This is a genomic window from Pseudoalteromonas sp. 0303 (assembly GCF_013349995.1).
Taxonomy (GTDB): domain Bacteria; phylum Pseudomonadota; class Gammaproteobacteria; order Enterobacterales; family Alteromonadaceae; genus Pseudoalteromonas.
The window spans coordinates 71787-94341 of the sequence record NZ_JABVXF010000003.1 but is presented as its reverse complement, the minus strand read 5'-3'; the positions used below and the strand labels follow the sequence as shown (position 1 = coordinate 94341).

The 22555-nt window shown below is 42.1% G+C and carries 22 protein-coding genes and 4 tRNA genes; 11 read left to right on the top strand and 15 right to left on the bottom strand.

Annotated elements, in window-relative coordinates; genetic code table 11:
- Nucleotides 1–31 precede the first annotated feature (31 nt).
- Together HUS62_RS03630 and yghU are read right to left on the bottom strand one after the other, a co-directional pair.
- Nucleotides 32–1330 (bottom strand): MFS transporter, encoded by a 1299-nt coding sequence (locus tag HUS62_RS03630; RefSeq protein ID WP_175078556.1) that lies wholly within the window; start codon nucleotides 1328–1330, stop codon nucleotides 32–34.
- Between the two features lie 35 nt (nucleotides 1331–1365).
- On the bottom strand, nucleotides 1366–2205 hold the full coding sequence (gene yghU / locus HUS62_RS03625; RefSeq protein WP_175078555.1) for a glutathione-dependent disulfide-bond oxidoreductase: 840 nt from the start codon (nucleotides 2203–2205) through the stop codon (nucleotides 1366–1368).
- A gap of 111 nt (nucleotides 2206–2316) precedes the next feature.
- Here yghU and HUS62_RS03620 point away from each other — a divergent pair, with 111 nt between their 5' ends.
- Both HUS62_RS03620 and HUS62_RS03615 read left to right on the top strand, forming a co-directional pair.
- Complete coding sequence (locus HUS62_RS03620) at nucleotides 2317–2691, top strand: STAS/SEC14 domain-containing protein (protein ID WP_175078554.1); 375 nt, start codon at nucleotides 2317–2319, stop codon at nucleotides 2689–2691.
- Nucleotides 2692–2699: 8 nt separating this feature from the next.
- On the top strand, nucleotides 2700–3719 hold the full coding sequence (locus HUS62_RS03615) for an endonuclease/exonuclease/phosphatase family protein (RefSeq protein WP_282658441.1): 1020 nt from the start codon (nucleotides 2700–2702) through the stop codon (nucleotides 3717–3719).
- A gap of 25 nt (nucleotides 3720–3744) precedes the next feature.
- Here the strand turns inward: HUS62_RS03615 and HUS62_RS03610 are convergent, their stop codons facing one another.
- A complete protein-coding gene (locus HUS62_RS03610; protein WP_175078553.1) occupies nucleotides 3745–4335 on the bottom strand; it encodes a rhomboid family intramembrane serine protease in 591 nt (196 codons plus the stop codon).
- A 112-nt stretch (nucleotides 4336–4447) separates the two neighbouring features.
- Entirely contained in the window at nucleotides 4448–5134 is a 687-nt protein-coding gene (locus HUS62_RS03605) for a type 1 glutamine amidotransferase domain-containing protein (protein WP_062565094.1), read from the bottom strand.
- Nucleotides 5135–5268: 134 nt separating this feature from the next.
- Between HUS62_RS03605 and HUS62_RS03600 the strand changes: the two genes are divergently transcribed.
- Nucleotides 5269–6180 carry a LysR family transcriptional regulator gene (locus HUS62_RS03600; RefSeq protein ID WP_175078552.1) on the top strand — a complete coding sequence of 304 codons (912 nt, stop codon included), beginning with the start codon at nucleotides 5269–5271 and terminating at the stop codon, nucleotides 6178–6180.
- On the opposite strand, the gene HUS62_RS03595 is transcribed toward HUS62_RS03600, so the two are convergent.
- From HUS62_RS03595 to HUS62_RS03570, 6 genes are all read right to left on the bottom strand, one after another.
- Complete coding sequence (locus HUS62_RS03595) at nucleotides 6177–6914, bottom strand: dienelactone hydrolase family protein (RefSeq protein ID WP_175078551.1); 738 nt, start codon at nucleotides 6912–6914, stop codon at nucleotides 6177–6179. The genes HUS62_RS03600 and HUS62_RS03595 overlap by 4 nt on opposite strands.
- Before the next feature lie 88 nt (nucleotides 6915–7002).
- Nucleotides 7003–8232 carry a glycerophosphodiester phosphodiesterase family protein gene (locus HUS62_RS03590; RefSeq protein WP_175078550.1) on the bottom strand — a complete coding sequence of 410 codons (1230 nt, stop codon included), beginning with the start codon at nucleotides 8230–8232 and terminating at the stop codon, nucleotides 7003–7005.
- A gap of 35 nt (nucleotides 8233–8267) precedes the next feature.
- The gene (locus tag HUS62_RS03585; RefSeq protein WP_054561959.1) at nucleotides 8268–9125 is read right to left on the bottom strand and encodes a carboxylate/amino acid/amine transporter; all 858 of its coding nucleotides are present in this window, start codon (nucleotides 9123–9125) and stop codon (nucleotides 8268–8270) included.
- A gap of 98 nt (nucleotides 9126–9223) precedes the next feature.
- Nucleotides 9224–10651 (bottom strand): amidohydrolase family protein, encoded by a 1428-nt coding sequence (locus HUS62_RS03580; protein WP_175078549.1) that lies wholly within the window; start codon nucleotides 10649–10651, stop codon nucleotides 9224–9226.
- Nucleotides 10652–10797: 146 nt separating this feature from the next.
- Nucleotides 10798–12936 carry a M3 family metallopeptidase gene (locus tag HUS62_RS03575; protein ID WP_175078548.1) on the bottom strand — a complete coding sequence of 713 codons (2139 nt, stop codon included), beginning with the start codon at nucleotides 12934–12936 and terminating at the stop codon, nucleotides 10798–10800.
- Nucleotides 12937–13152: 216 nt separating this feature from the next.
- A complete protein-coding gene (locus HUS62_RS03570; RefSeq protein ID WP_054561957.1) occupies nucleotides 13153–13362 on the bottom strand; it encodes a hypothetical protein in 210 nt (69 codons plus the stop codon).
- Between the two features lie 197 nt (nucleotides 13363–13559).
- On the opposite strand from HUS62_RS03570, the gene HUS62_RS03565 reads away from it, so the two are divergent.
- Nucleotides 13560–14432, top strand: coding sequence for a mechanosensitive ion channel family protein (locus HUS62_RS03565; RefSeq protein ID WP_058585510.1), 873 nt, complete (start codon nucleotides 13560–13562; stop codon nucleotides 14430–14432).
- A gap of 53 nt (nucleotides 14433–14485) precedes the next feature.
- Here the strand turns inward: HUS62_RS03565 and HUS62_RS03560 are convergent, their stop codons facing one another.
- Nucleotides 14486–15085 (bottom strand): Yip1 family protein, encoded by a 600-nt coding sequence (locus HUS62_RS03560; protein WP_058586311.1) that lies wholly within the window; start codon nucleotides 15083–15085, stop codon nucleotides 14486–14488.
- Between the two features lie 230 nt (nucleotides 15086–15315).
- On the opposite strand from HUS62_RS03560, the gene miaE reads away from it, so the two are divergent.
- Nucleotides 15316–16074, top strand: coding sequence for a tRNA isopentenyl-2-thiomethyl-A-37 hydroxylase MiaE (gene miaE / locus HUS62_RS03555; protein WP_058586359.1), 759 nt, complete (start codon nucleotides 15316–15318; stop codon nucleotides 16072–16074).
- A 133-nt stretch (nucleotides 16075–16207) separates the two neighbouring features.
- Here the strand turns inward: miaE and HUS62_RS03550 are convergent, their stop codons facing one another.
- The 3 genes from HUS62_RS03550 to HUS62_RS03540 are packed head-to-tail and all read right to left on the bottom strand — an operon-like array spanning nucleotide 16208 to nucleotide 18336.
- A complete protein-coding gene (locus tag HUS62_RS03550; RefSeq protein WP_175078547.1) occupies nucleotides 16208–17005 on the bottom strand; it encodes a transporter substrate-binding domain-containing protein in 798 nt (265 codons plus the stop codon).
- A gap of 50 nt (nucleotides 17006–17055) precedes the next feature.
- Complete coding sequence (locus HUS62_RS03545) at nucleotides 17056–17790, bottom strand: UDP-2,3-diacylglucosamine diphosphatase (protein ID WP_175078546.1); 735 nt, start codon at nucleotides 17788–17790, stop codon at nucleotides 17056–17058.
- 54 nt (nucleotides 17791–17844) lie between these two features.
- Nucleotides 17845–18336, bottom strand: coding sequence for a peptidylprolyl isomerase (locus HUS62_RS03540; RefSeq protein ID WP_175078545.1), 492 nt, complete (start codon nucleotides 18334–18336; stop codon nucleotides 17845–17847).
- Between the two features lie 177 nt (nucleotides 18337–18513).
- On the opposite strand from HUS62_RS03540, the gene cysS reads away from it, so the two are divergent.
- Together cysS and HUS62_RS03530 are read left to right on the top strand one after the other, a co-directional pair.
- Nucleotides 18514–19893, top strand: coding sequence for a cysteine--tRNA ligase (gene cysS, locus HUS62_RS03535; protein WP_175078544.1), 1380 nt, complete (start codon nucleotides 18514–18516; stop codon nucleotides 19891–19893).
- 136 nt (nucleotides 19894–20029) lie between these two features.
- Nucleotides 20030–20914 carry a DMT family transporter gene (locus HUS62_RS03530; RefSeq protein WP_175078543.1) on the top strand — a complete coding sequence of 295 codons (885 nt, stop codon included), beginning with the start codon at nucleotides 20030–20032 and terminating at the stop codon, nucleotides 20912–20914.
- A 51-nt stretch (nucleotides 20915–20965) separates the two neighbouring features.
- On the opposite strand, the gene folD is transcribed toward HUS62_RS03530, so the two are convergent.
- Nucleotides 20966–21820, bottom strand: coding sequence for a bifunctional methylenetetrahydrofolate dehydrogenase/methenyltetrahydrofolate cyclohydrolase FolD (gene folD, locus HUS62_RS03525; protein ID WP_054553151.1), 855 nt, complete (start codon nucleotides 21818–21820; stop codon nucleotides 20966–20968).
- Between the two features lie 341 nt (nucleotides 21821–22161).
- Between folD and HUS62_RS03520 the strand changes: the two genes are divergently transcribed.
- The 4 genes from HUS62_RS03520 to HUS62_RS03505 all read left to right on the top strand — a co-directional run bounded on the left by HUS62_RS03520 (nucleotide 22162) and on the right by HUS62_RS03505 (nucleotide 22554).
- Nucleotides 22162–22238: transfer RNA gene (locus HUS62_RS03520), tRNA-Pro, on the top strand.
- Nucleotides 22239–22288: 50 nt separating this feature from the next.
- Nucleotides 22289–22365: transfer RNA gene (locus HUS62_RS03515), tRNA-Arg, on the top strand.
- A gap of 23 nt (nucleotides 22366–22388) precedes the next feature.
- A tRNA-His gene (locus tag HUS62_RS03510) sits at nucleotides 22389–22464 on the top strand.
- A gap of 16 nt (nucleotides 22465–22480) precedes the next feature.
- Nucleotides 22481–22554 (top strand) — tRNA-Pro (locus HUS62_RS03505).
- Nucleotide 22555 lies beyond the last annotated feature (1 nt).

Below are 22555 nucleotides of genomic sequence, written 5' to 3'. Positions count from 1 at the left end.
AAGAAAAAGGCGACCTAGGTCGCCTTTTTAATTAAGCTTCTTTTAAAAACCACGCACTAATTGCACCAAGTAAGCCTAAGATACTGTAGAAAAAAATTAACTCAGCAGTCGTTAAGTAGGTATTTAGTAAGCCGACGCTACCTAGCAGTAATAATATAACTCCGATCACCGTATTACTAACAGAGACATAGTCAGTGCGCTTGTTTCCTTCAGCCATATCAACAAGGTAGGTTTTACGACCAAGGCGAACCCCTTGATGAGCTACGGTGAGTAAAAAATAACAGAGCGGTAATAGCCAAAACTCATTGAGCGTTTGTGGGCTCAGATAAGCAACTAAATAAACGGCGAAACCGTTGAGGGTGACGAGCAGTGCAGCAAACACTAATACCTTGCGGCTCGATAAGTCACTTAGTCGACCCCAGATAGGCGCAGATACTAAGCTGGCAAGCCCCGAAAGCGCCATAAATGTAGCAAGCAGAGAAAAGTCGAAAGCCTGTTCACTGGCAAGAACGATATAAAACGGGGCGCTCAAAGCAGAACATAGCAACAACGCACGAGTGATAATAAAGTGAGCAAATTGCTTATCTTGGTAAAGCAGTTTTAATTTTGACAAAGCATGCAAAAAGCCGTTTTCAGCGCCCTCGGTTGCGCCCTTGTATTCTTGAATGCGGCTATAACTGAGCGCTGCAAACAGCCACATTAAAGCAGCCAGCATTAAAGCAACATACACCCCATTTTCATAGCCAAGGCTTTGTAGATACCATAAACCAAGACCAAAGGTGAGCGTTGCAAATCCGGCAAAACTCGCAGCAAGACCGCTAATGCTGCCTCGTTGTTGTTTAGGTATGACCTTGCCTAATACATCTTTTGCAGCAATGGAATTAAAGCCACGGGCAAGGCTAAAGACAATCAAAATAGCGATGATAGCAAAACCTGCCGTTGTACCTTGGAGTGTTAAAGCACAAATAAGCATGCCAACAATACACAATGCTTGCACTATGGCGCCAATCACCCAAACCCACTTTCTAACTGGGAGCCTACGAATAGCACTGGCGATGGCCAGTTGTGGCAACATTGAGCCTGACTCACGAATAGGCACAAGCCAAGCAATAAAACTACTTGGTACATTAATGCTCTGTAAAAGCCACGGTAGGGTCACTTTAGGGTTTAACAGGGCATCTGCAAACTTACTAAATAGTTGGCTTACTAATAAGGTAAGAAAATTGCCGGGCACCACTTTACAAGCGGCTTCATCAATCGCTTTGCAGGCACGGGCATCCTCGGTGTTACTGAGGCGTTGGTAGACATCTTCTTTGCTGAGCTTTTGCATACTTTTTATTTTTATGAAAAAGGGCATTTAAGCCCTTAAAAATCGTCCTTAGAGTGGCGCTCTGCTAGCTGCTCAGCTTCATCACCCCATGTTTTGTTAACTCTGCGACCTCGTTTTACAGCAGGGCGGCGTTCAATTTGTTTTGCCCAGCGCATCACATGGCTATATGACTCAACATCTAAAAACTCTGCCGCATCGTATAAATTGCCAAGTACCAAGCTGCCATACCAAGGCCAAATAGCGATATCGGCAATTGAATATTCGCTACCAGCCATGTAGTCATGGTCGCTTAAATGGCGGTTTAATACGTCTAACTGGCGTTTTACTTCCATGGTGAAGCGATCAATTGGGTACTGCATCTTGAAAGGGGCATAACTATAAAAATGACCGAAGCCTCCACCTAAGTATGGGGCAGAGCCCATTTGCCAAAATAGCCAATTTCGACATTCTGTTTTACTGGCGTGATCGCTTGGGATCAGCGCATCAAACTTTTCTGCCAGGTATTGTAAAATTGCACCTGACTCAAACACGCGAGTAACGGGCGTTGTACTGTGATCCATTAAGGCTGGGATTTTTGAATTAGGATTAACGCTTACAAACCCTGAAGAGAACTGGTCACCATCGCCAATTTTAATTAAAAATGCATCGTAGTCGGCTTCATCAATACCAAGCTCTAATAACTCTTCGAGCATGATAGTGACTTTTTGGCCGTTTGGTGTCGCAAGCGAGTAGAGTTGAAGGTCATGTTTACCAACGGGCAAGTCTTTCTCGTGGGTTGCACCTGAGACCGGACGATTCGTCTTCGCCCATTCACCACCGTTTTCTGCATCCCATTGCCACACTTTAGGTGGCGTATAACTGTCGGTATTACTCATTGAAACTCCTAAATTGTGCTTTAATGAATGTCATTACGAGACTACCATCCTAGTTGATCAGATAGAGCAAGGGAAGTACAGTTATTAATTATGAATAACAAGGAGGATGACATGAAAAAGCATGGTTTAGCCATTGGCCTTGAGCGAACTGGCACGACTTTTTATCTCACAATTAAAATCGTGGGGAAGCTCACCCACGAGGATTACAAAACTCTCACCCCTCTTATCGATAATGCTGTAGCGGCAGTTCCGAGTGCAAAAATAAGAGCCTATGTTGATATTACTGAGTTAGAAGGCTGGGAGTTACAAGCGGCGTGGGATGATTTTAAGTTAGGCCTTAAACATAACAAAGAGTTTTGCCGTATAGCTGTGCTTGGTAACAAAAACTGGCAACAAGTGGCAAGCAAAGTGGGTAACTGGTTTATCAGTGGCGAAGTGAAATACTTTGAAGACCCGATCATTGCCACTGAGTGGTTACACGAATAAGGAGTTAAGTGATAAAAAACAGTCAATTAATGGTGGCGACATTTAATTTATATAATTATTTAGCGCCACCTGACGCATTTTATGATTTTCAGCGCATTTACAGCGCTGAGCAGTGGGCCAAAAAGCAGCGCTGGTTGGCCGATTACCTTAAAAATCATCAGCCAGATATTATTGGCTTTCAAGAAGTGTTCAGTATCAATGAACTAAAACAACAAGTTAACGCAGAGGGTTACCCTTATTTTGCAGTGGTTGATGAGCCAACGGTGATTGATGACTTTATTTATCGCGATCCGGTTGTGGCCATTGCCTCACGCTATAAAGTTGTTGCTGTCAGTCAGATTGAGGCAGAGCAAGATGATATTTTAGCGATGGGCTTGAGCGATAATTTTAACTTTAGCCGCAGTATTATTCGCGCGACACTTGAAGTACCTCACTTAGGACACGTCGATTGCTATGTAGTGCACTTTAAATCAAAGCGCAGCATGCTCCATCACCAAGATGATGAAAGCCACAGCGAACAGCAAAACTTAGTTATGCAGTTAAAATCGCAAGCCCTTGGGCGCTGGGCATCAAGTATGCAGCGTGGCAGTGAAGCAGCGCTGTTACTGGTTGAAATCATTAAGCGCAGAGCGGATTCCAATAACCCTGTGATTGTGATGGGGGACTTTAATAATGAGTTACACGATGGCGTGCTTAACCATTTTATCGCTGACCACCTTCGTTTTAGCGGTCATAGGCAAAATAGCCCATCTCGTTCAGAGTTCAAACTACAAGATAGTTGGCAACTCTATCAGCGCCATGTTGTCACCGAGAACGACAGAGAAGCCACCCACTATTTTGGTAGTAGCAGCTCAGTATTTGATTATATTTTGTTATCCCGTGAGTTTGATGCCGGGTTTCAGGGTAGCTTTTTTGAGGTGGTTGATTATCACACCTATGATCAGCACTTGATCAACCCCCAGTTTGCCTATGATGATCAAAGTACCGACCATGGCGTTGTGATGGTGACAATGAAGTTAAGAGACTAGAAGCTAATAGCTTTCAGCTGTCAGTTTAAAGCTTAGGGCTCTTTTGCTTATCACGCTTTGCCATAATATAGCCGATGAATGCGCCGCTAATTGCGCCGAATAAATGGCTTTCGAATGAAATATGAATGCGCTGCGGGAAGACACCCCAAATCAGGCCGCTGTATAGCACAACAACCGCAATACTGATTAAAATGGCTTTGAATGAGCGGTGCATAATGCCGTAGCTAATTAAGTAGCCCCATAAACCGTAGATAACACCACTTAGTCCTACATGAATATTGCTGCGGCCAAATAGCCATACTAGTAATCCACCAATGAGCGCTGTACCTGCAAACACCAGCCAAAAGCGTTTTACGCTAAATTGGCAAACTAGCCAGCCGAGAATAGCAAATGGCACTAGGTTACTAAAAAGGTGTGCCCAGCCACCATGTAAAAATGGCGCAAAAAACACCCCTGATAAACCAGATATCTGTCTTGGCAAAATACCTAAGCCGTTTAAGTTTATGCCGGGTAGAGTATTAATTATTTGCAGTACCAAGCACACCAGCATAATGCCTAAAATTGCGAATCGCTTACTACTGATAGGAGGAATTTTGACAGCTTTTTTTTCAGTCATGATGAGAAGCTCTTAAATCAATGTGACCGAATGAGTATAACTTATTAAAAGTGAAGGTAAACACCTTGATATGCAAGGTGTTTACTAAAGGTCTAGAGCATATTGACCTAGTTTAACCTAATTTGGTTAATAGTTTTTTCGCAGCAAGCTCAGAACTTGCAGGGTTTTGCCCTGTGATTAGTAGGCCATCTTCAATCGCAAGCTCGCCCCAATCATCGGTTTTTTGATACTGACCACCTTGTTTGATTAGCTCATCTTCAACAAGTAATGGCACAACATTGGTAAGCTGTACGGCATCTTCTTCTGAATTACTAAAGCCGGTCACTTTTTTATCAAATACCACAGATTTACCAGCTGCATTTTTCGCATTCAGTAATACGGCACTGGCGTGACATACTGCACCCACTGGTTTCTCTGAGTTAAGAAATTGCTCTATCAAGCTAATTGAATCTTGGTTATCAACTAAGTCCCATAACGGACCATGGCCACCTGGGTAAAATACCGCATCAAAATCATCGGCTTTAACTTCAGCCAGAGGTTTAGTATTAGCCATTAAAGTTTTTGCCGCACTGTCTTGCTCAAAACGTTTTGTGGCATCAGTTGCAGCATCAGGTGCTGCACTATTTGGATCAACCGGAGGTTGGCCACCTTTAACAGAAGCTAAAGTTACCTCTGCACCGGCATCAATAAAGGCGTAGTAGGGTGCGGCAAATTCTTCGACCCAAAAGCCCGTTTTATGGCCGGTATCGCCAAGTTCATCGTGCGAAGTGAGTACCATTAAAATTTTCTTAGCTGACATAGTGAATCCCTTTTTGTGTATTAAACATCGTTAATAACACTATAGGGGTGAAAATCGAGTTAAACAACGCAGATAAATTTGACTTCATTGGTTTAATAATTGATACAATTATTCAGGTTAGATTAGGAGTTTGTATGAAAGTATCGTTTGAGCAATTAAAAAGCATGGTGGTGTTTGCCCACATTGTGCAGCAAGGCAGCTTAACTAAAGCGGCTCAACAACTTGGTTTATCAAGGGCTGTAGTTAGTTATCACTTAAAGAAATTAGAACAGCAATTAAAGCTGACGTTACTTAACCGCTCAACGCGTACCATGACTCTCACCGAAGCAGGTATGGCTTATTACGAACGTTGTCAGGCTATCACTGAGCACGCTGAGGCTGCTAACTTATACCTTGAGAACTTAAAGAGTGAACCGGTTGGGGTTATCAAATTGAGTTGTCCGGTGAATGTTGGTTTGCAACTTGTGGTACCGGCACTGGCTCAGTTTAGGCGTTTGTATCCGAAAATAGATATTGATTTACAGCTTAGCGATGATGTGGTTGATATCATCAAAGAGGGCTATGACTTAGCGATTAGAGGTGTTGCCCTTGAAAGCTCAAACTTACAAGCGACTAAACTTGCAAGTATGGCGACCTGCTTATGCGGTTCAGTCGATTACTTTACAAAATACCCTATACCAAAGAGCATTGCCGATTTAGCAGAGCATACATGGGTGGTGTATCAACCAAGTAGTGCTGTTGTTACGCTCGAAAAAGATAAACGCCGCTTTGAGGTGGCTGTTAGTGGTGGCATAAGTACCAATAATGCCGCTGCTCGAACTGCCTTTGTTGAAGCTGGGCATGGTTTAGCGAAAATCCCAGTTTATGATGCACTACCCAGGATCAAAGCGGGATTGTTACGCACAATATTAGATGATTACAAAACTGCCGATATTGAACTTTATGGCGTATTCCCGCCAGGGGCGGCGGGAAGTAAAAAGCTGCGGGTTTTACTTGATTACTTGAAGGATTATTTTACTAATCAAGTAGCCACTATGACTACTTAAACAAGCGTGCGATTAAATAAAGCAACGGCTTGTTGATACATGCTGATGGCAAGAGCTGGGTCGTATCGGTCGCCTTCGTCGCGCATAAACGCATGTTGGGCGTTCACTTCTTGCCACTGGTAATTAATGCCTGTTGCCACCGCTTGTTGGTAAATTTTAAGGCGGCCTTCTTTTGGTACATGTGGGTCTTGTTTACCCCAAACAAAGTGGATCTCACCTTTAATATCTGCCATGCGCTCAAATGAGTTATTACCTGCTTGTGCTGGTAAAGTATCGCTGTGTATATCTGTCGCGTATAAACAAAAAGCGGCTTTGATACTTGTGTTTAATGCAGCTCGGTATGCAAGGTGACCACCAATACATACGCCCATGGCACCGACATTTCCTGTGCAGTAATCTTGCTGACGTGCAAATGCAATTAAAGCGTCAGTATCTGAGTCATGGCTCTCAAGCGGTTTTGCCCATTTGTCGGCATTGCCTTTGTCTTTACCAGCATCATCATAAGCAAGTACCGTCCCAATAGGATTTAACTCATGAAAAACTTCTGGCACTAACACGACAAAACCATGACCAGCAAGTATTGCCGCAGAGCGTGCAATAGGGGCTGTTTCTTGGAAAATTTCAGAATAGAAAATAACACACGGGTATTTACCTTCTTCTACAGGGCGATAAATACTGGTGCGCATTGTGCCTGTGTTGGTCGCTATGTCGTGGCTATGGTGCTGAATAATCATGTTAATCCTTGTAAAATCGGTTTAGCTAATAATACCTCAGCCCCACCTTTTGGACGAGTAAAAGCCCTTGAAATTTATTGATGCTCAGTTAACTCTCTGAGGCAGGATACTTCATACAGCTTGCGTAATAGGTAAGAGTAGCAGGCCAGTCAGAGAAAATAGCCATCACACCCACTTGCTTAGCAAGGACGTCTACCACTTTCATCATTTGCCCATCTTGTTTAATTACACGGGCAATCGACTGGTAATAATAACCACCGCCATTATTTAATGGACCAGAGCGCTCTAAACTCCAAGTAATGATGTTCAGTCCGGCTTGTTTAGCTTTAATAGCATAAAGGGAAGGCACGATTGCACCTGACTCATCAAGGCTTAAAAGCATCCACATTGGCGGTGCGATAATGCGTACTCCATCGTTATATAGAGCCTGCATTGATGGCTGCCAAGTTGTTTCATCCATAGCATCAAAGTCTGCTTGCTCATCTCGGCCATCAAGATAAATACTGTTGTTTGCAAATTCAGGGTGATTGTTTAGCCAATACTTCACATCTTCAAGATTAAATGATTGCGGATAAACATCTTGGCTATTCACACCTAAATCCCGATACTCATCAAGCATTTTTTGTGCATAATCTTGCTGGCTAAAACCGTTAAATGGCATGCTAACTTCTGGGCTTTTTAGCTCGGGTGTCATTTTTACACCCAGTGATTTGAATAACTTAATGCTTTGCTGGTGGGTCATAACAGTGCCACTGTTTGCGTATAAATCAGTGCGCCAGCTTGGTGTTCCTTGCATATATTCAGCGACCGTTTTGGCGTTAGGGTTGGCACCATCCATTTTAGCTTTTAAGGTTAAAAACTCAGCTTGGGTGATATCGCTGGTGCAGCATTTAGCCTGAGCTGGTTGGCCGTCTTTGGTCGGAGTAAAAGGTTGGCTGCATTTTGCAGCGAGCTCAGGAATCGCTAAAATGTTGGTAGTGGTGTGTAAATCACACTGTGAATGGCGACACACGAGTTGTTTGTCTTTAGTAAAGGCGACGTCACATTCAAGTACGCCAGCGCCCATTCTTGCAGCGGCTAAATATGACTCTTTGCTGTGCTCAGGAAACTGCATGGGGGCACCGCGATGACCAATTACAAAATCAGTTTTATAGAAAGGGCTATTACCGCATTCAGCAAGTTGCTGCTTTAAAGGTCCATCTGTCATCTTGTCGATTAAATAGTAAGGCCTAGCACCCACTTGCACTGCCTGTTCGACAGGCAGATTCTTACAGCCTTGAATAACGAAAACTAAACAACATATAACCAGTGCGCGCATAACAGCATCCCTCTAATCGAATAGAGTTTAGCCTATCATGACTCCGTGGCAGTTTTATTAAGTTTCTGATTTATAATAAGTGCTAATAAGATAATCGCAGCGCCGATGGCAAGCTTGATGATATCGGCATCACGATTCCAAATCACAATGTTAACGATGATCCCTGCTGGGATCAGTAGGTTATTCATTACGGCCAAGGCACCTACATTGACAATAGTTGCGCCCTTATTCCACGCGAAATAACCAAGCCCTGAAGCAATCGTGCCTAAGTAAATTAACACGCCCCATTGTGTCGTTGTGGTGGGTAGCTTACTGGTATCACCAAATAAGCCGTAACAAATTAGTGCGACAATTAAAGCGCCAATGAAGAACCAAGCAAACACCCGAGAGTGGGGGAGTTGCTCATCTTGCATTAAACGTTTGTAAGTTACTTGACCGGTAGCAAAGCAAATATTAGCAGCCTGAACCATTAGCATACCAATGAGATAGTTTTCATCGACGCCTTCATAGCGAATAGCAACGGCACCTAAAATAGCTAGCATTGCGGCGAATAAAAACTTGGCATTAAAACGCTTTTCAAGCAAATCGTTTAACAAAGTGATGTAAAGTGGCGTCATTACCGTAAATAGCAGTACCTCGGGCACGCTAAGGTACAAAAACGAATGGTAATAGAAGCTGTACATCACACCAAGCTGTACTGCGCCTATTGCCATGAGCTTTAGTGCTAAGGCTTTAGGAGTTTTACGCCAGTGTAAAAAGGGCAAAAACACGCAGGTTGCTAAGCCAATGCGCATTAACACACTAAACCATGCATCCACTTGGCCTGCTAAATAGACACCAATAAGACTAAACGAAAAGGCCCAAAGCAGGGTTACAGCAAATAAGTAGGTCATGTTATTCGAGTTATGTGCAAAAAGGGCAGTGTATATGAGATGGCTGAAAATTAAAATTGCCCATGACGGATAATACGCGGTCATGGGCAATGGGGGGGTTAGGGTTGGCTGTCAACAAAGGCTTTTGCTTGTTGCTTTAATAGCTCAAGTGCGTTGCTATCGTAAAACGTGCTGTGCGAGACAACACCCTTTAGCGTTTGTGTATTACGAATATCAACAAGCGGGTTTTCTGAAAGCAAAATGAGATCGGCTACTTTGCCTTCACTAAGGGCACCATATTGCTGTTGTTTATTTAAAAATTTAGGCCCCGCGAGTGTTGCAGCTTGCAGTGTTTGCAGTGGTGTTAGGCCATATTCATTAAAAATACTCAGTTCTTGGTGTAAAGAAAGCCCCGGATAAATATACGAATTTAAAAAGCCCGCGTCTGTGCCTGCAATAATGCTCACACCTGCCTGTTGGGCGATAGGGAGTAACTGGGCGGTTTTAATAAAACGCTCTTTGCGCTGTTTGATTTGTGCAGGGGTGTCTTTGTTAGCTCTATCAACTCGCCACTGATAAGTTGCTTTTAAACCTTTACCTAAATAATCTAAATAGGCATCGTCTTGATGATTGTCTTCATCAATGTAAGCCGTTATTTTGCCACCAATCAAGGTTGGCACCACGGCGGTGTCGTTGTTAGCAAGAACCGTAAACTTCTCAATAGCTGTCGGTTCATCAAACTGCGCGGTGATAATAGGCAGCGCAGTGCGATAACTCAGCTCTTTTGAAGCAACCTTTGCAGAAATATCTGCTTCGTTTTTAGCCGCAGCTTTAAGCATATAGGTCATATGCTCAATCGCATCAAGACCCGCCTTGGAGACATCAGTCACAGACAATGAAAATGGAATATGCCCCGAAATTTGATAACCACGCTTTTTAACCTCATGCACGGCTTTTATGTAGAGCTCAGGCGTTAAAGCGCTGTCGGTAATTTTGATAAAATCAACGTCCATGCTGTCTAATAGATCCATTGCAGCATGCATTTCTTCAGTCGTTTCTACTTCTAAATCACCGGGCCAAATAGACCCTTTACCTTCTAATTTCGGGCCTGAGGTGAAAATAGTTGGGCCCACTAACTGACCTTGTTTTACTTGTTCACGCCAGCTAAGTACAGATTCACTCAAATCAGCCGCAGCATCACGAACAGTTGTTACGCCGTAGGCTAAATACAGTGGCAATAGCTGTTTATTTTCTTCAATAAGTTCATCACCACCACCAAAGTGGACATGCATATCCCATAGACCAGGCATGACATACTGACCTTTGGCATCAATCAATGTTGAGCTTTGATAGTGGCTACTTAAAGGTTTATCGCTACGTTTGATGATAATTCCATCGCGAATGGCAAGAGATTGCTTTGCTGAGATAGCCCCAGTTTGCATATCAATAATTTGGGCGTTTTCTATCACGATGTCAGCGCGCTCATCTGGGGTTGATGAACATGCAGCTAAAGCTGAGCAAAGTCCTAAAAGTAAAGTATTTTTCATGTGTGAACTCGTGTTTTTTTTTGAGATTAGCAAAAACGAGTTAACTGACAATGGCTTTGAGGTGAATAGGAATAAAAGTGGGGTGAAAGTTTAATTGGTACTAAAAAGTATGAGGGTTTCCCCTCATACTTTAAACATCATGGTGATTATTCAACTAAACCACGACGCTTTAATAGTGCGTCTGTTGTTGGTTTTTGACCACGGAACTCAATGTAGCTTTGCATTAAGTCGCGGCTGTTACCTTTTGATAAAATCTCTTTACGGAAATTATCACCGTTTTCACGTGTTAAACCACCTTCTTCAGTCATGTGTGCAAACGCATCTGCTGCGAATACTTCAGTCCAAAGGTAAGCGTAATAACCTGCTGAGTAACCACCGGCAAAGGTGTGGCTGAAGTAGCAAGACTTATAACGTGGTGGTACTGGGTAATATGCAATACCGTGCTTGTCTAATGCATCATATTCAAATTTCTGCACGTCTGTAATGTCAGCATCAACACCAAATGAGTGCCATTCCATATCAAGTAGTGCCGCAGCTAAATACTCAGTTGTATCAAAGCCTTGGTTGAATTTTTGTGATTCAAGTACTTTGTTTAAAAGCGCTTTTGGAATTGGTTCACCTGTTTTGTAGTGCTTGGCATAGTTTGCCAGTACTGTTGGTTCAATATTCCAGTCTTCGTGTGCTTGCGAAGGGAACTCAACAAAGTCACGAGCAGTGGCTGTACCCGCTAAGCTTGGGTATTTAACGTCAGAGAATAAACCGTGCGCAGCATGACCAAACTCATGGAACATCGTTGTTACTTCAGAGAAAGTCATGAGTGTAGGTTGACCTTCAGCTGGCTTAGGAATGTTCTGCGCGTTGTAGATCACAGGCATAGTGTCTTTAAGACCGCTTTGGCTAACATAGGCACTCATCCAGGCACCACCACGTTTACCTTCACGTGCGTAAGGGTCCATGTAGAATAGGCCGATAGCGCTACCGTCTTCGTTAAATACTTCAAACACCATGACGTCTTCGTGATAAACCGGTAGGTCTTTACGTTCTTTAAACGTAATGCCGTAAAGTTTATTCATCGCAAAGAATAGACCGTCGTGGATCACTGACTGCATTTCAAAGTAAGGCTTAACTAAAGCAGGGTCTAAGTCGTACTTCTCTTGGCGAACTTTTTCAGCGTAAAACGCCCAGTCCCAAGGTTGAAGCGCAAATGTTTCACCTGACTTTTTGATTACTTGTTGGATTTGCTCTGCTTCTGCTTCTGCTTTAGCAACCGCTTTCGGCGCTAAGTCATCAAGGATGCCGTAAACATTTTCAGTTGTTTGCGCCATACGGTTAGTCATTACATACGAAGCCCAATCTTTAAAGCCAAGTAATGCCGCTTTTTCAGCACGTAGCTTAGTTTCTTTGATGATGATAGGGCTGTTTGTTGCTTGTGCACGCGTTGAAGAAGTTGTCCAAATCTTTTCACGAAGCTTGCGGTTTTCAAGGCTTTGTAAGATAGGTTGGCGAGTCGTGTTCACCAATGTGATCATGTAACCTTCTTTACCTGCTTTTTTGGCAGCAGCTGCAAGGTTTGCAATTTCACCTTCAGATAAACCCGCTAATTCGCTTTTATCTTTAACTAAAATCACATCTTCTTTAAATGATTTTAAGATATTTTGTGAAAACTCAGTTGAAACCTTGGCAAGCTCTGCGTTGATTTCACGCATTTTTGCCTTTTCAGTTTCAGTCAGTTTTGCACCCGCGTTAACGAACTTTTTGTAGTAGTAATCAACAAGGCGTTGATCTTCAGCATTTAAAGACGCTTTGTTGTCGTAAATGCTTTGTACGCGAGCAAATAAAGCTTTGTTTAAGTAAATGTCATCAGTGTGAGCTGACATAATCGGCGCCATTTTAGCGGCGATACGTTGGTACTCACTGTCAGAGATTAAACCTGATAAATTAAAAAATGCCGCAGACGTGCGGTCTAATAGCTCACCAGAGTACTCCATTGCAACAAGGGTATTTTCAAATGTTGCTGGTGCAGGGTTGTTTGCAATCTTTGCAATTTCAGCTTTTTGCTGTGCGATGCCTGCTTCAAACGCTGGCTCGTAGTCTTTAGTCGAAATTTTATCAAACTCAGGGGCCATGTATTGTAAAGGGCTTGGCTTGAAAAGAACGTTTTCAACATTAGCTGTTTTTGTTTCAGCGGCAGTTTCAACTTGAGTTTGAGTGTCGGCTTGTTGTGAACTACAAGCAGATAATAAAAGCACACTAGCAATCGTAGTTGCTACTAAGGTCTTACGCATGAGAGCTCCAAAAATGTGGATAAATCTTTTCTAACTTATCAAATTTTTGGTTAGAAACAATCAAGTTTGTCGTCTGAATGGGGAATTTGAACGCAAATAAAGCTGTTGAGGGATAAAAATGTGTAAAAAGCCATCAATTGTGTATTAATGGCTCACTTAAGTAAAAAGTGGCACTAGCTGCCAGTTTAAATCTTGTTGGTAATAAATCACCATAGGTTAGTTGTAACCCAACACAAACTTTTTCTCTGAGCCAAAGCTTTCTGGCATAGCGTTGCCAAACTCTTTGTTAATTAAATTCAGTGAGTGCTCTTGCTCAGCAAGTAAGTTTAAGATGCGGTTACGGTACTCTAAACTTGATTCAAATAAGTTTAGATCAACCAAGGGTTGTAAAGTGGCAAGTTTTTGTGTGAGTGTCATTTGTGACATTGTGTTCTCCTCGTGCTATTCAAAGCCTGTGAAACCTCAAGCTCTCTCTATGTATATAGCAGCTGTAGTCTAAAATAGTTAATAATTAGCGCATATTGCGCATAAAGAGCTTAGTATTTACCAAGTTTTCACCTATTATGCCGTGCTAAACTTAGTCACAACTGAACCAAACTGATTTTTACTAGGAATGTTAATTTATGACCCTTGCTGATCTGCAATCTGCATTATCGTTTGTATTGTTCACCTACAATGACGTGCAAATTACTGTACTAAAAGTAATTCAAGTGCCTTTGGTGCTGTTTTTAATGTGGTTTGTGGTTACCTGGATTGGTCGATTAATCAAAAAAGCATTACTGGCAAAAAACCTAGGCCCTGACGCGGTTCACTTATTTACCCGTATTTACCTTGTCGTTACTATTGCTGTGCTTGTGTTTACCTCACTAGAGGTACTCAATATTCCTCTAACGGCGTTTGCATTTGTTTCTGGTGCCATTGCAATTGGTGTTGGTTTTGGTGCGCAAAACATTATCAATAACTTTATTAGTGGTTGGATTTTAATGTGGGAGCGACCAATTCGTATTGGCGACTTTTTAGAAGTGGGCACAGCTAAAGGAGTCGTTGAGACAATTAATACCCGTTCTACTCGTATCCGTCGTAACGATGGGGTGCATATGCTAGTACCAAATAGCCAGTTATTAGAAAACACGGTAACTAACTGGACCTTAATTGACCGTAATGCCCGTTCATTTGTGAATGTTGGCGTTGCTTATGGTTCAGACGTGGTGCTTGTAGAGAAGCTGATGAAGCAAATTCTTGATGATCACCCAGCCATTTTAAAAACACCTGCATCATCTGTGTTATTTGATGACTTTGCTGATAGCTCTTTAACTTTTAGTGCCATTTTCTGGGTATGTGCTGAATCAGAAGCACCGCTTCGCCAAGTGCGCAGTGAGCTGCGTTTTAGCATTTATAAAGTATTTGCTGAAAACAACATTACCATTGCATTCCCGCAGCGCGATATTCATATCGATGGTGAGATTGCTTTAACAAGGCGTAATAACCAAAAATAAAAAAAGCGGCTTAGCCGCTTTTTTGCTTTACGAAAGAATGAATAATAATGAAACTAGGTAAACATAGGGTGGACAATTCCATTAGTCCATAAAATAGCTGTGGCAGCTAAAATAATTACCAGTAAGATCAGTCCACATGTGACTACTGAACTGGCATAGATAAAACCTCGCTCTTCAGGAATGTGCATTAAAATTGGCACCCCTGTGTAGAGTAAGTAAACAGAGTAGGCCAGCGCTACAAGGCCTACACACACCACAAACCAAAGCTCAGGTAAAAATGCCGCAAATGAAGACATAAATACTGGCGTTGCTGTATAAGCTGCAAGCTCTAGGGTTTGTGTAAAGGTGGGTTTTGCACCAAAGGTCACTGCCATCCAATGAGCTAAATATGCCAGTGCAAACACGCCCGCAATTAGTGCAAAGTACATCGCAACCGCGATAAGTAATGCACTATCATGGGTTAAATATACGGCCTCACCTGCGCCAATACTCCAGCCCAAATAAACAGATGAATAGTAGCCCATTATTGAAGGAATACAGGCTATTAATAAAATGTGCGATAAGCTATAGCGCAAGCTTTCGTGACGGTTATCAATTGTCTGCCATTCTTCGAGTGGGTGAGCGTATAAGCCCCATAAGTGGTTTAGAATCATAATCATTGCCCCTGTAAAAAAGGAATATGAGCTGTTTTATTTTTGTACAGCTTTGATTAAGTTATGGTTCAGTAATTAAATCTTGTCAAGAAGCTGAAATAATCGAAATAGCCGATTAAATGTAACTCTTTAGTGCATATAGAAAATTACTTTGCACTGATGTGGGTCATGGAATGCGGGCTAATTTATGTGATAAAATCGAATTAAGATTTTTGATGAGAAGTTATTCAGTGCCTTATTCTGATTTGTTAGCACCCATTCATTCTTTTTTAAAGTGCGAAACGCCTGATGAGTGGATTGCTGCGGCAACCAAAAAAGAAAACTTAGATGTGGTTTTAATCGACCATCTTATCTGTGAATTAAAAGCAGCTCAGTCTGCTATGTTTTTAATTCGTAAGTACGCGGTTGATAAAGAAAGTAGTGATGCGTTGCTTGAGTGGTTAAAACCATTTGAAACACTTATTTATAAGCGTGAAGGGGATTGGCGTGAGCTTGCAGATAAAAACAAGCTGACTAAATCAATGATCCCAAAATCTAACTCACCTTATGGGCAAGATCTCATTGATAAAATGGTGATGCTCATCAAAGAAGAGTTACATCACTTTTATCAAGTTCTTGAGATCATGGATGAATACGGTATTGAATATAAAAGCATTACCCCATGCCGTTATGCCAAAGGGATGCTGCGCCATGTAAAAACTTACGAGCCAGATGCCTTGGTAGATAAGTTAATTATAGGTGCTTACATCGAAGCTCGTTCATGTGAGCGCTTTGCTAAATTAGCCCCACATGTTGATAAACGCTTAGGTGATTTTTATATCTCACTACTGCGCTCTGAAGCGCGTCATTACCAAGATTATTTAACTCTTGCGCAAGAAATCAGTGAGTTTGATATTACTGAGCGTGTTGAATTTTTTGGTCAGCTTGAAGCTGAGTTAATTTCTACCCCAGATGAAGACTTTAAATTTCACAGCGGTGTGCCTGCATAATATATTAAATCAGAGCGCCTGTTTGGCGCTCTACTGCTTAACGGAAAAATCCAGCTAGTTGCAAAGGAAGACCTACCTGAAGGCATCGCAACCCAGTTTAAGATTACCTTGCCAGGCTTGAAAAAGAACAAAATTAGTTAGCATAGGTTTTTTCATATAGTTGCGTAATGTGACTAATTTCTTTTTCATTCAGTTCATAATGCTTCAGTATCTCTAAAAGCTTGCCTGACGCCGTAATTGCTTTAAGACCTAAAGATAAACTTTGCTGAAAAAGCTCAGCCTGAGGGTGATTTTTATCAGTAATCACATGTAAGTGTTGAGTAGCAAGATAGGGGGTAACTATTTCTAATTCTGTTTGCTTTGCTTGCTGTAAGCGCTCGCTATTATCGAGCCAATACAAGGCAACCTCTTTTGTGCCTGCAACTAAATCAACACGACCATGCTTTAATAGCAACAAGCTCTCAATCAAGCTACCTGTGGTTGTCACGCTAAGGTTTGGGTGGTGCTCAAATTGCTCACTTACCACATAGTCTTCACCTTTACTGATTGTATATGGCTTTAATGAATACAAAGAGCCAGTGTAAGTTATATTGCTATCAACACGCTTGAATAACACGGTATGCGCGGTTGCTAATGAAGGTGAATATGTAAAATATCTCGCTCTTTGCTTTGTATAAAAAGCACCTAGCACTGCGACACGTTTATGGCGCTTGGCAAGCTTTAGCGCGCGAGCCCAATGTGTGTATTCAATAGTGGCTTGATGTTTTTGTGTTTTCAGTGCTGCGATGATGACTTCGTGCAGCCAGCCTGGCTTATTTGGCTCATCAATAAAATAAGGAGGAAACGGCTCTGTGACCAATTGCCAAGTTTGGCAATTGATTGAAAAGCTAATTAGTAAACAACAACATAAAAGGCTTAACCGACTCATCATAGATAATGCATTTTTTGACAATACTGGTTAAAGCATAGTTAAAAAATTGGTTATTTAAAGGGCGTGTGGACTAGTTTTTGCTGCTCTGGAGTAGCTCTTAAGTATGAACCTTGCTCATACCAGTCACCCAGTACAGTGCGGGTTAGTGTTTTTCCATTTTGCTTATAGTGATGCACATTAGGGCGGTGAGTATGACCGTGGATCATATTAGTAACCTGATGCTTTTCAAACATGGCTAAAACTGCATCTTCGGTCACATCTAAAATCTCTAATGCTTTGCCAGCTTGGCTTTGTTTTGATTTTTCGCGGGCGTTGCGGGCAATTTTTTTACGATACCAAAGCGGCATAGCAAGCATTAATTTTGGCCACCACCAACCACGACTTTTTTTACGAAACTTTTGATATTCAATATCTTGAGTGCACATTTCATCACCGTGCAAGATAACTGTTGGAGTACCGTATAAATCAATAACAACTTGTTCAGGTAGTAAAGTCATACTTGCGCTTTTTGCATAGTCTTCTCGCATAATGAAATCGCGATTACCATGAATAAAAAACACCTCAGTACCACTTTCACTGACTTGGCTTAAACGTGCGGCAACACTCTTTGAAAGGTCAGTTTGATAGTCATCACCGACCCATACTTCAAAAAAGTCACCCAAAATATACAGTGCATCAACGTCATCATTAATAATCTTGCTATCAAGAAAATCAAAAAATGCCGCAGTGATGTCTGGGCGGTTTTCTGTTAAATGGAGGTCGGCAATAAAATAACTTTGTTTCATGGTTACTCGCAAAAAAGCGGGCAAAGGCCCGCTTAAAAAGACTAAACGATTAAATTAGCTAACCGTTACTTTTTCGATGATTACATCTTCAAGAGGTACGTCTTGGTGGAAGCCAGCGCTGCCAGTAGCAACACTTTTGATTTTGTTTACCACGTCCATACCTTCAACAACTTCTGCGAACACGCAGTAGCCCCAGCCTTGTGATGTTTCACTGCTGAAGTTTAAAAAGTCATTGTCGTTAACGTTAATGAAGAACTGCGCAGTCGCTGAATGTGGATCCGGCGTACGTGCCATTGCTAATGTGCCCACTTTATTTGCAAGGCCATTGTTTGCTTCGTTTTCGATAGGGTTGTTTACTTCTTTTTGAACCATACCCGGCTCAAAACCACCGCCTTGTACCATAAAACCATCAATTACACGGTGAAAAATAGTGCCGTTGTAAAAGCCAGCGTTTGCATACTCTAAGAAGTTTTTAACAGTGTTTGGTGCATCGCTTTCGTGCATCTTGATAGTGATGTCACCAAAGTTTGTGTGTAGTACAACCATGAGGTTTCCTATATCAGGTTTAATAATGGGGCTATTTTATAGTAGTTGTCTTTGATTAACAAAGAGCTTGTTTAAAACGATAAACAAAGTGCTTATTCAATTGATAAAGCGCTAGAGCAGCGGCTTTGCAAGTGTTACCATAGAGAATCTCGAAACACCGTTAAGGACATTTTATAAATGGTACAAATTTACAACACACTTACGCGACAAAAAGAGCAGTTTAAACCCCTTGTTGATGGCAAAATCGACATGTACGTGTGTGGTATCACCATTTATGATTACTGTCACATCGGTCACGCTCGTACTTTTGTTGGTTTTGACGTGATTGTTCGTTACCTACGCCACATCGGTTACGATTTAAAATACGTTCGTAACATCACAGATGTAGACGACAAAATCATTAAACGTGCTAACGAAAATGGTGAGTCAATTAATGATCTAACGACTCGTATGACCAAAGCTATGCATGAAGATTTCGACAGCTTAAATATGCTGCGTCCGGATGTTGAGCCAACAGTAACAAACCACATGGATGAAATAATCGCTATGGTTGAGCGTTTAATTGCCAAAGGCCATGCGTATGTTGCTGCAGACGGTGATGTATTGTTTGACGTATCAACCTTTGAGCAATACGGTGCTTTATCGCAACAAGACCTAACCATGCTACAAGCAGGTTCACGTGTTGAAGTTGCACAAGATAAGCAAGATCCACTTGATTTCGTACTATGGAAAAAAGCCAAGCCAGAAGAGCCGTCATGGTCTTCACCATGGGGTGAGGGCCGCCCTGGTTGGCATATTGAATGTTCAGCAATGAGTTCTAAGCACTTAGGAGAACATTTTGATATTCACGGTGGTGGTTCAGATTTACAGTTCCCGCACCATGAAAACGAAATTGCTCAGTCATGCTGTGCAAATAACGGCAAGTACGTTAATACGTGGATCCACACAGGTATGGTTCAGGTTAATAAAGAGAAGATGTCTAAGTCTTTAAACAACTTCTTTACCGTACGTGACGTATTAAAAGAGTACGATGCTGAATCAGTTCGTTATTTCTTAATTTCAGGTCACTACCGTAGCCAGCTTAACTATTCGCAAGAAAACCTTGAGCAAGCACGTTCGTCACTTGAACGTATTTACACTGCATTGCGTGGCGTAACGCCAATCGAGTGCGATTTAGCTAGCAATGAATATGTGGCTAAATTCAGAAAAGCGATGGATGATGACTTTAACACCCCTGAAGCACTACCAGTATTATTTGAATTAGCAAAAGAGCTAAACCGTGTTAAAGATAGCGATACAGAGCAAGCAGGTAAGCTAGCTTATGTACTACGCAGTGTTGCTGAGGTACTAGGCGTTGCACAACAAGACCCAGAAGCCTTTTTGCAAGGTGGCCAAGCTGACGACGAAGTAGCACATATCGAAGCGTTAATAGCAAAACGTAACGAAGCCCGCGCAAGTAAAGATTGGGCGGCAGCTGATGAAGCGCGCGATGCATTGAATGCGCTTGGTGTGGTACTTGAAGATTCAGCTGGTAAAACAACATGGCGTAAAGCCTAACTATTCATCGAATCATGATTCATTAAAAAAGGTTGCCAACGAGGCAACCTTTTTTGTTATTAATCAATATAGCTATTGACCTCAACTGTACTTGAGCTTTTACCTTGCCATCTCTTCGTATTAACAAGGACAGACATTGAATATTTTACTTGCCATGATCCCCGCCTTTTTATGGGGCACCACCTATGCAGTGACCAAATATGCCACACCTGATTGGCCGCCACTTTTATTAGGCGCATTGCGTGCATTACCTGCAGGGTTATTACTTTTATTGCTTAAACCTAGTTTGCCAACCCGTTCGCAGTGGCCAAGTTTGTTAACGCTAGGTGCTGTGAATATCGCACTGTTTTTTGCCTTTATTTTTATCATGGCGGTAAACCTTCCTGCAGCTATAGCAGGGGTAGGGATGGTGTCTGTGCCGGTTGTGGCTTTGTTATATGCTTGGCTTACTAAAGGGCAGCGCCCCGCAAAAATTCAAGCATTCTGTGCTATGGCGCTGGTTGTACTGGCGTGGTTGTTGTTTGACCCAGCACACGTGTCATTAAATGTATTGGGAGTGACTGCTTTATTTGGGGCCTTACTGACTATTGTGATTGGTAGCACCTTAGTACAAAGCTTGTCGGTGCACATACATTGGTGGGTGGTGCTTACCTGGCAGTTAATCATTGGCGGCACTATTTTATTATTGGCTGCGTTTATTGATGGCAGTTTACTTCACCCAGAGCAATACCAAGTGATATTTAAGCCTATATCAGCACTGCAATATTCTGCGCTATTTTGGTTAATCGTGCCTAATACCGCTATCGCCTATATTCTGTATGTTTGGTTATTAGGACGCATGACTGTGGCTGAGTTTTCATTCGGCACTATTGCTAACCCAATCGCGGGAATCGTATGCGCTGTTTTACTCATAAACGAACAATATCAAGACTGGCAATACCTATTAATGTTTATGATGATTGTGTTTTCAGTGCTCCCCCAGATGCTAAAGCTTAGGCAGTTCAAACTACAGCGCTCTTAATACCAAAAAAAGGCTGCCCATTGGCAGCCTTTTGCAATAATTTAGCTCTTCTTAGCTGTGGTACTTTTCACAAGCTTCAAGGGTGTTTTCGATTAAACTTGCCACAGTCATTGGGCCAACACCACCTGGTACTGGTGTAATGAAATGTGCTTTTTGTTCAGCGATATCGTATTCAACATCACCAACAAGCTTGCCAGATTCAAGGCGGTTAATGCCTACATCAATTACGATAGCACCTTCTTTAACCCAATCACCCGGAATGAACTCAGGTTTACCAACCGCAACAACTAATAAATCAGCGCGGCGAACATGCGTTTCTAAATCTTGAGTAAACTTATGACAAACCGTTGTTGTACAGCCTGCAAGTAAAAGCTCAAGTGACATAGGACGACCAACAATGTTTGATGCACCAACAACAACTGCGTGCATACCTTTATAGCGAACACCGGTAGAGTCGAGTAGGGTGATAATACCCTTCGGTGTACAAGGACGAAGTGCCGGCATACGCTGAGCTAAACGACCAATGTTATAAGGGTGGAAACCATCAACATCTTTATGTGGTGTGATGCGTTCAAGAATTTTTTCAGCATCAAGACCCTGAGGTAAAGGTAACTGTACTAGAATACCGTCTACTTCTTTGTCTTCGTTTAGTTGATCTATTAATGCAAGTAAATCTTGCTCAGTTGTGTCGCCAGGTAAATCGTAAGACTTAGATACAAAGCCGACTTCTTCACATGCTTTACGTTTAGAACCAACATACACTTGGCTAGCTGGATCTTGACCAACTAACACAACTGCTAGTCCTGGAGCGCGTAATCCATTCGCTACACGCTCTGCAACTCGCTCTGCTACATTGCTGCGTACTTGTTTAGCTATTGCCTTACCATCGATGATGTTTGCCGTCATGGGTGACCTTTAATTGGGGTTAGTTAACTTGATACTGATACATCTAAATATGATTATCCAATAAAGGGGGCGTGGATACACAAAACATGTTTGTTTGATCATATTTATTTATGTTGCGTATTTTCGCAGAAAAGCATCATAGCGCCAAGATGCAATCTTATATAAAGCGCTACTTTATAAAAAAGAGTTCAAATTTTAGCTTATATTTGCAATATTTAACCATTATGAACTAAAAGTGACCGATTGATTTATTTTCTTAAAAAAATGTTTGACCTGACTCGGTCAAATCACTATTATGCACCCCGTTGTTAACGAGGTCACTCGCAAACAACGGTAAGCATCGGCGATTAGCGCAGTTTGGTAGCGCACTTGGTTTGGGTCCAAGGGGTCGCAGGTTCAAATCCTGCATCGCCGACCACTTCTTCTTTAAGAAGCGGTGCTTACAGGCAAACTTATGAAGTTTTCGATGCGCCCGTAGCTCAGCTGGATAGAGCAACGCCCTTCTAAGGCGTTGGTCGAAGGTTCGAATCCTTCCGGGTGCGCCATTTGAAAATATGTAAATGCCGTGGTGATTGTAGCTCAGTTGGTAGAGCCCCGGATTGTGATTCCGGTTGTCGTGGGTTCGAGCCCCATCAGTCACCCCAATTTACTCTAAGATATCGGCGATTAGCGCAGTTTGGTAGCGCACTTGGTTTGGGTCCAAGGGGTCGCAGGTTCAAATCCTGCATCGCCGAC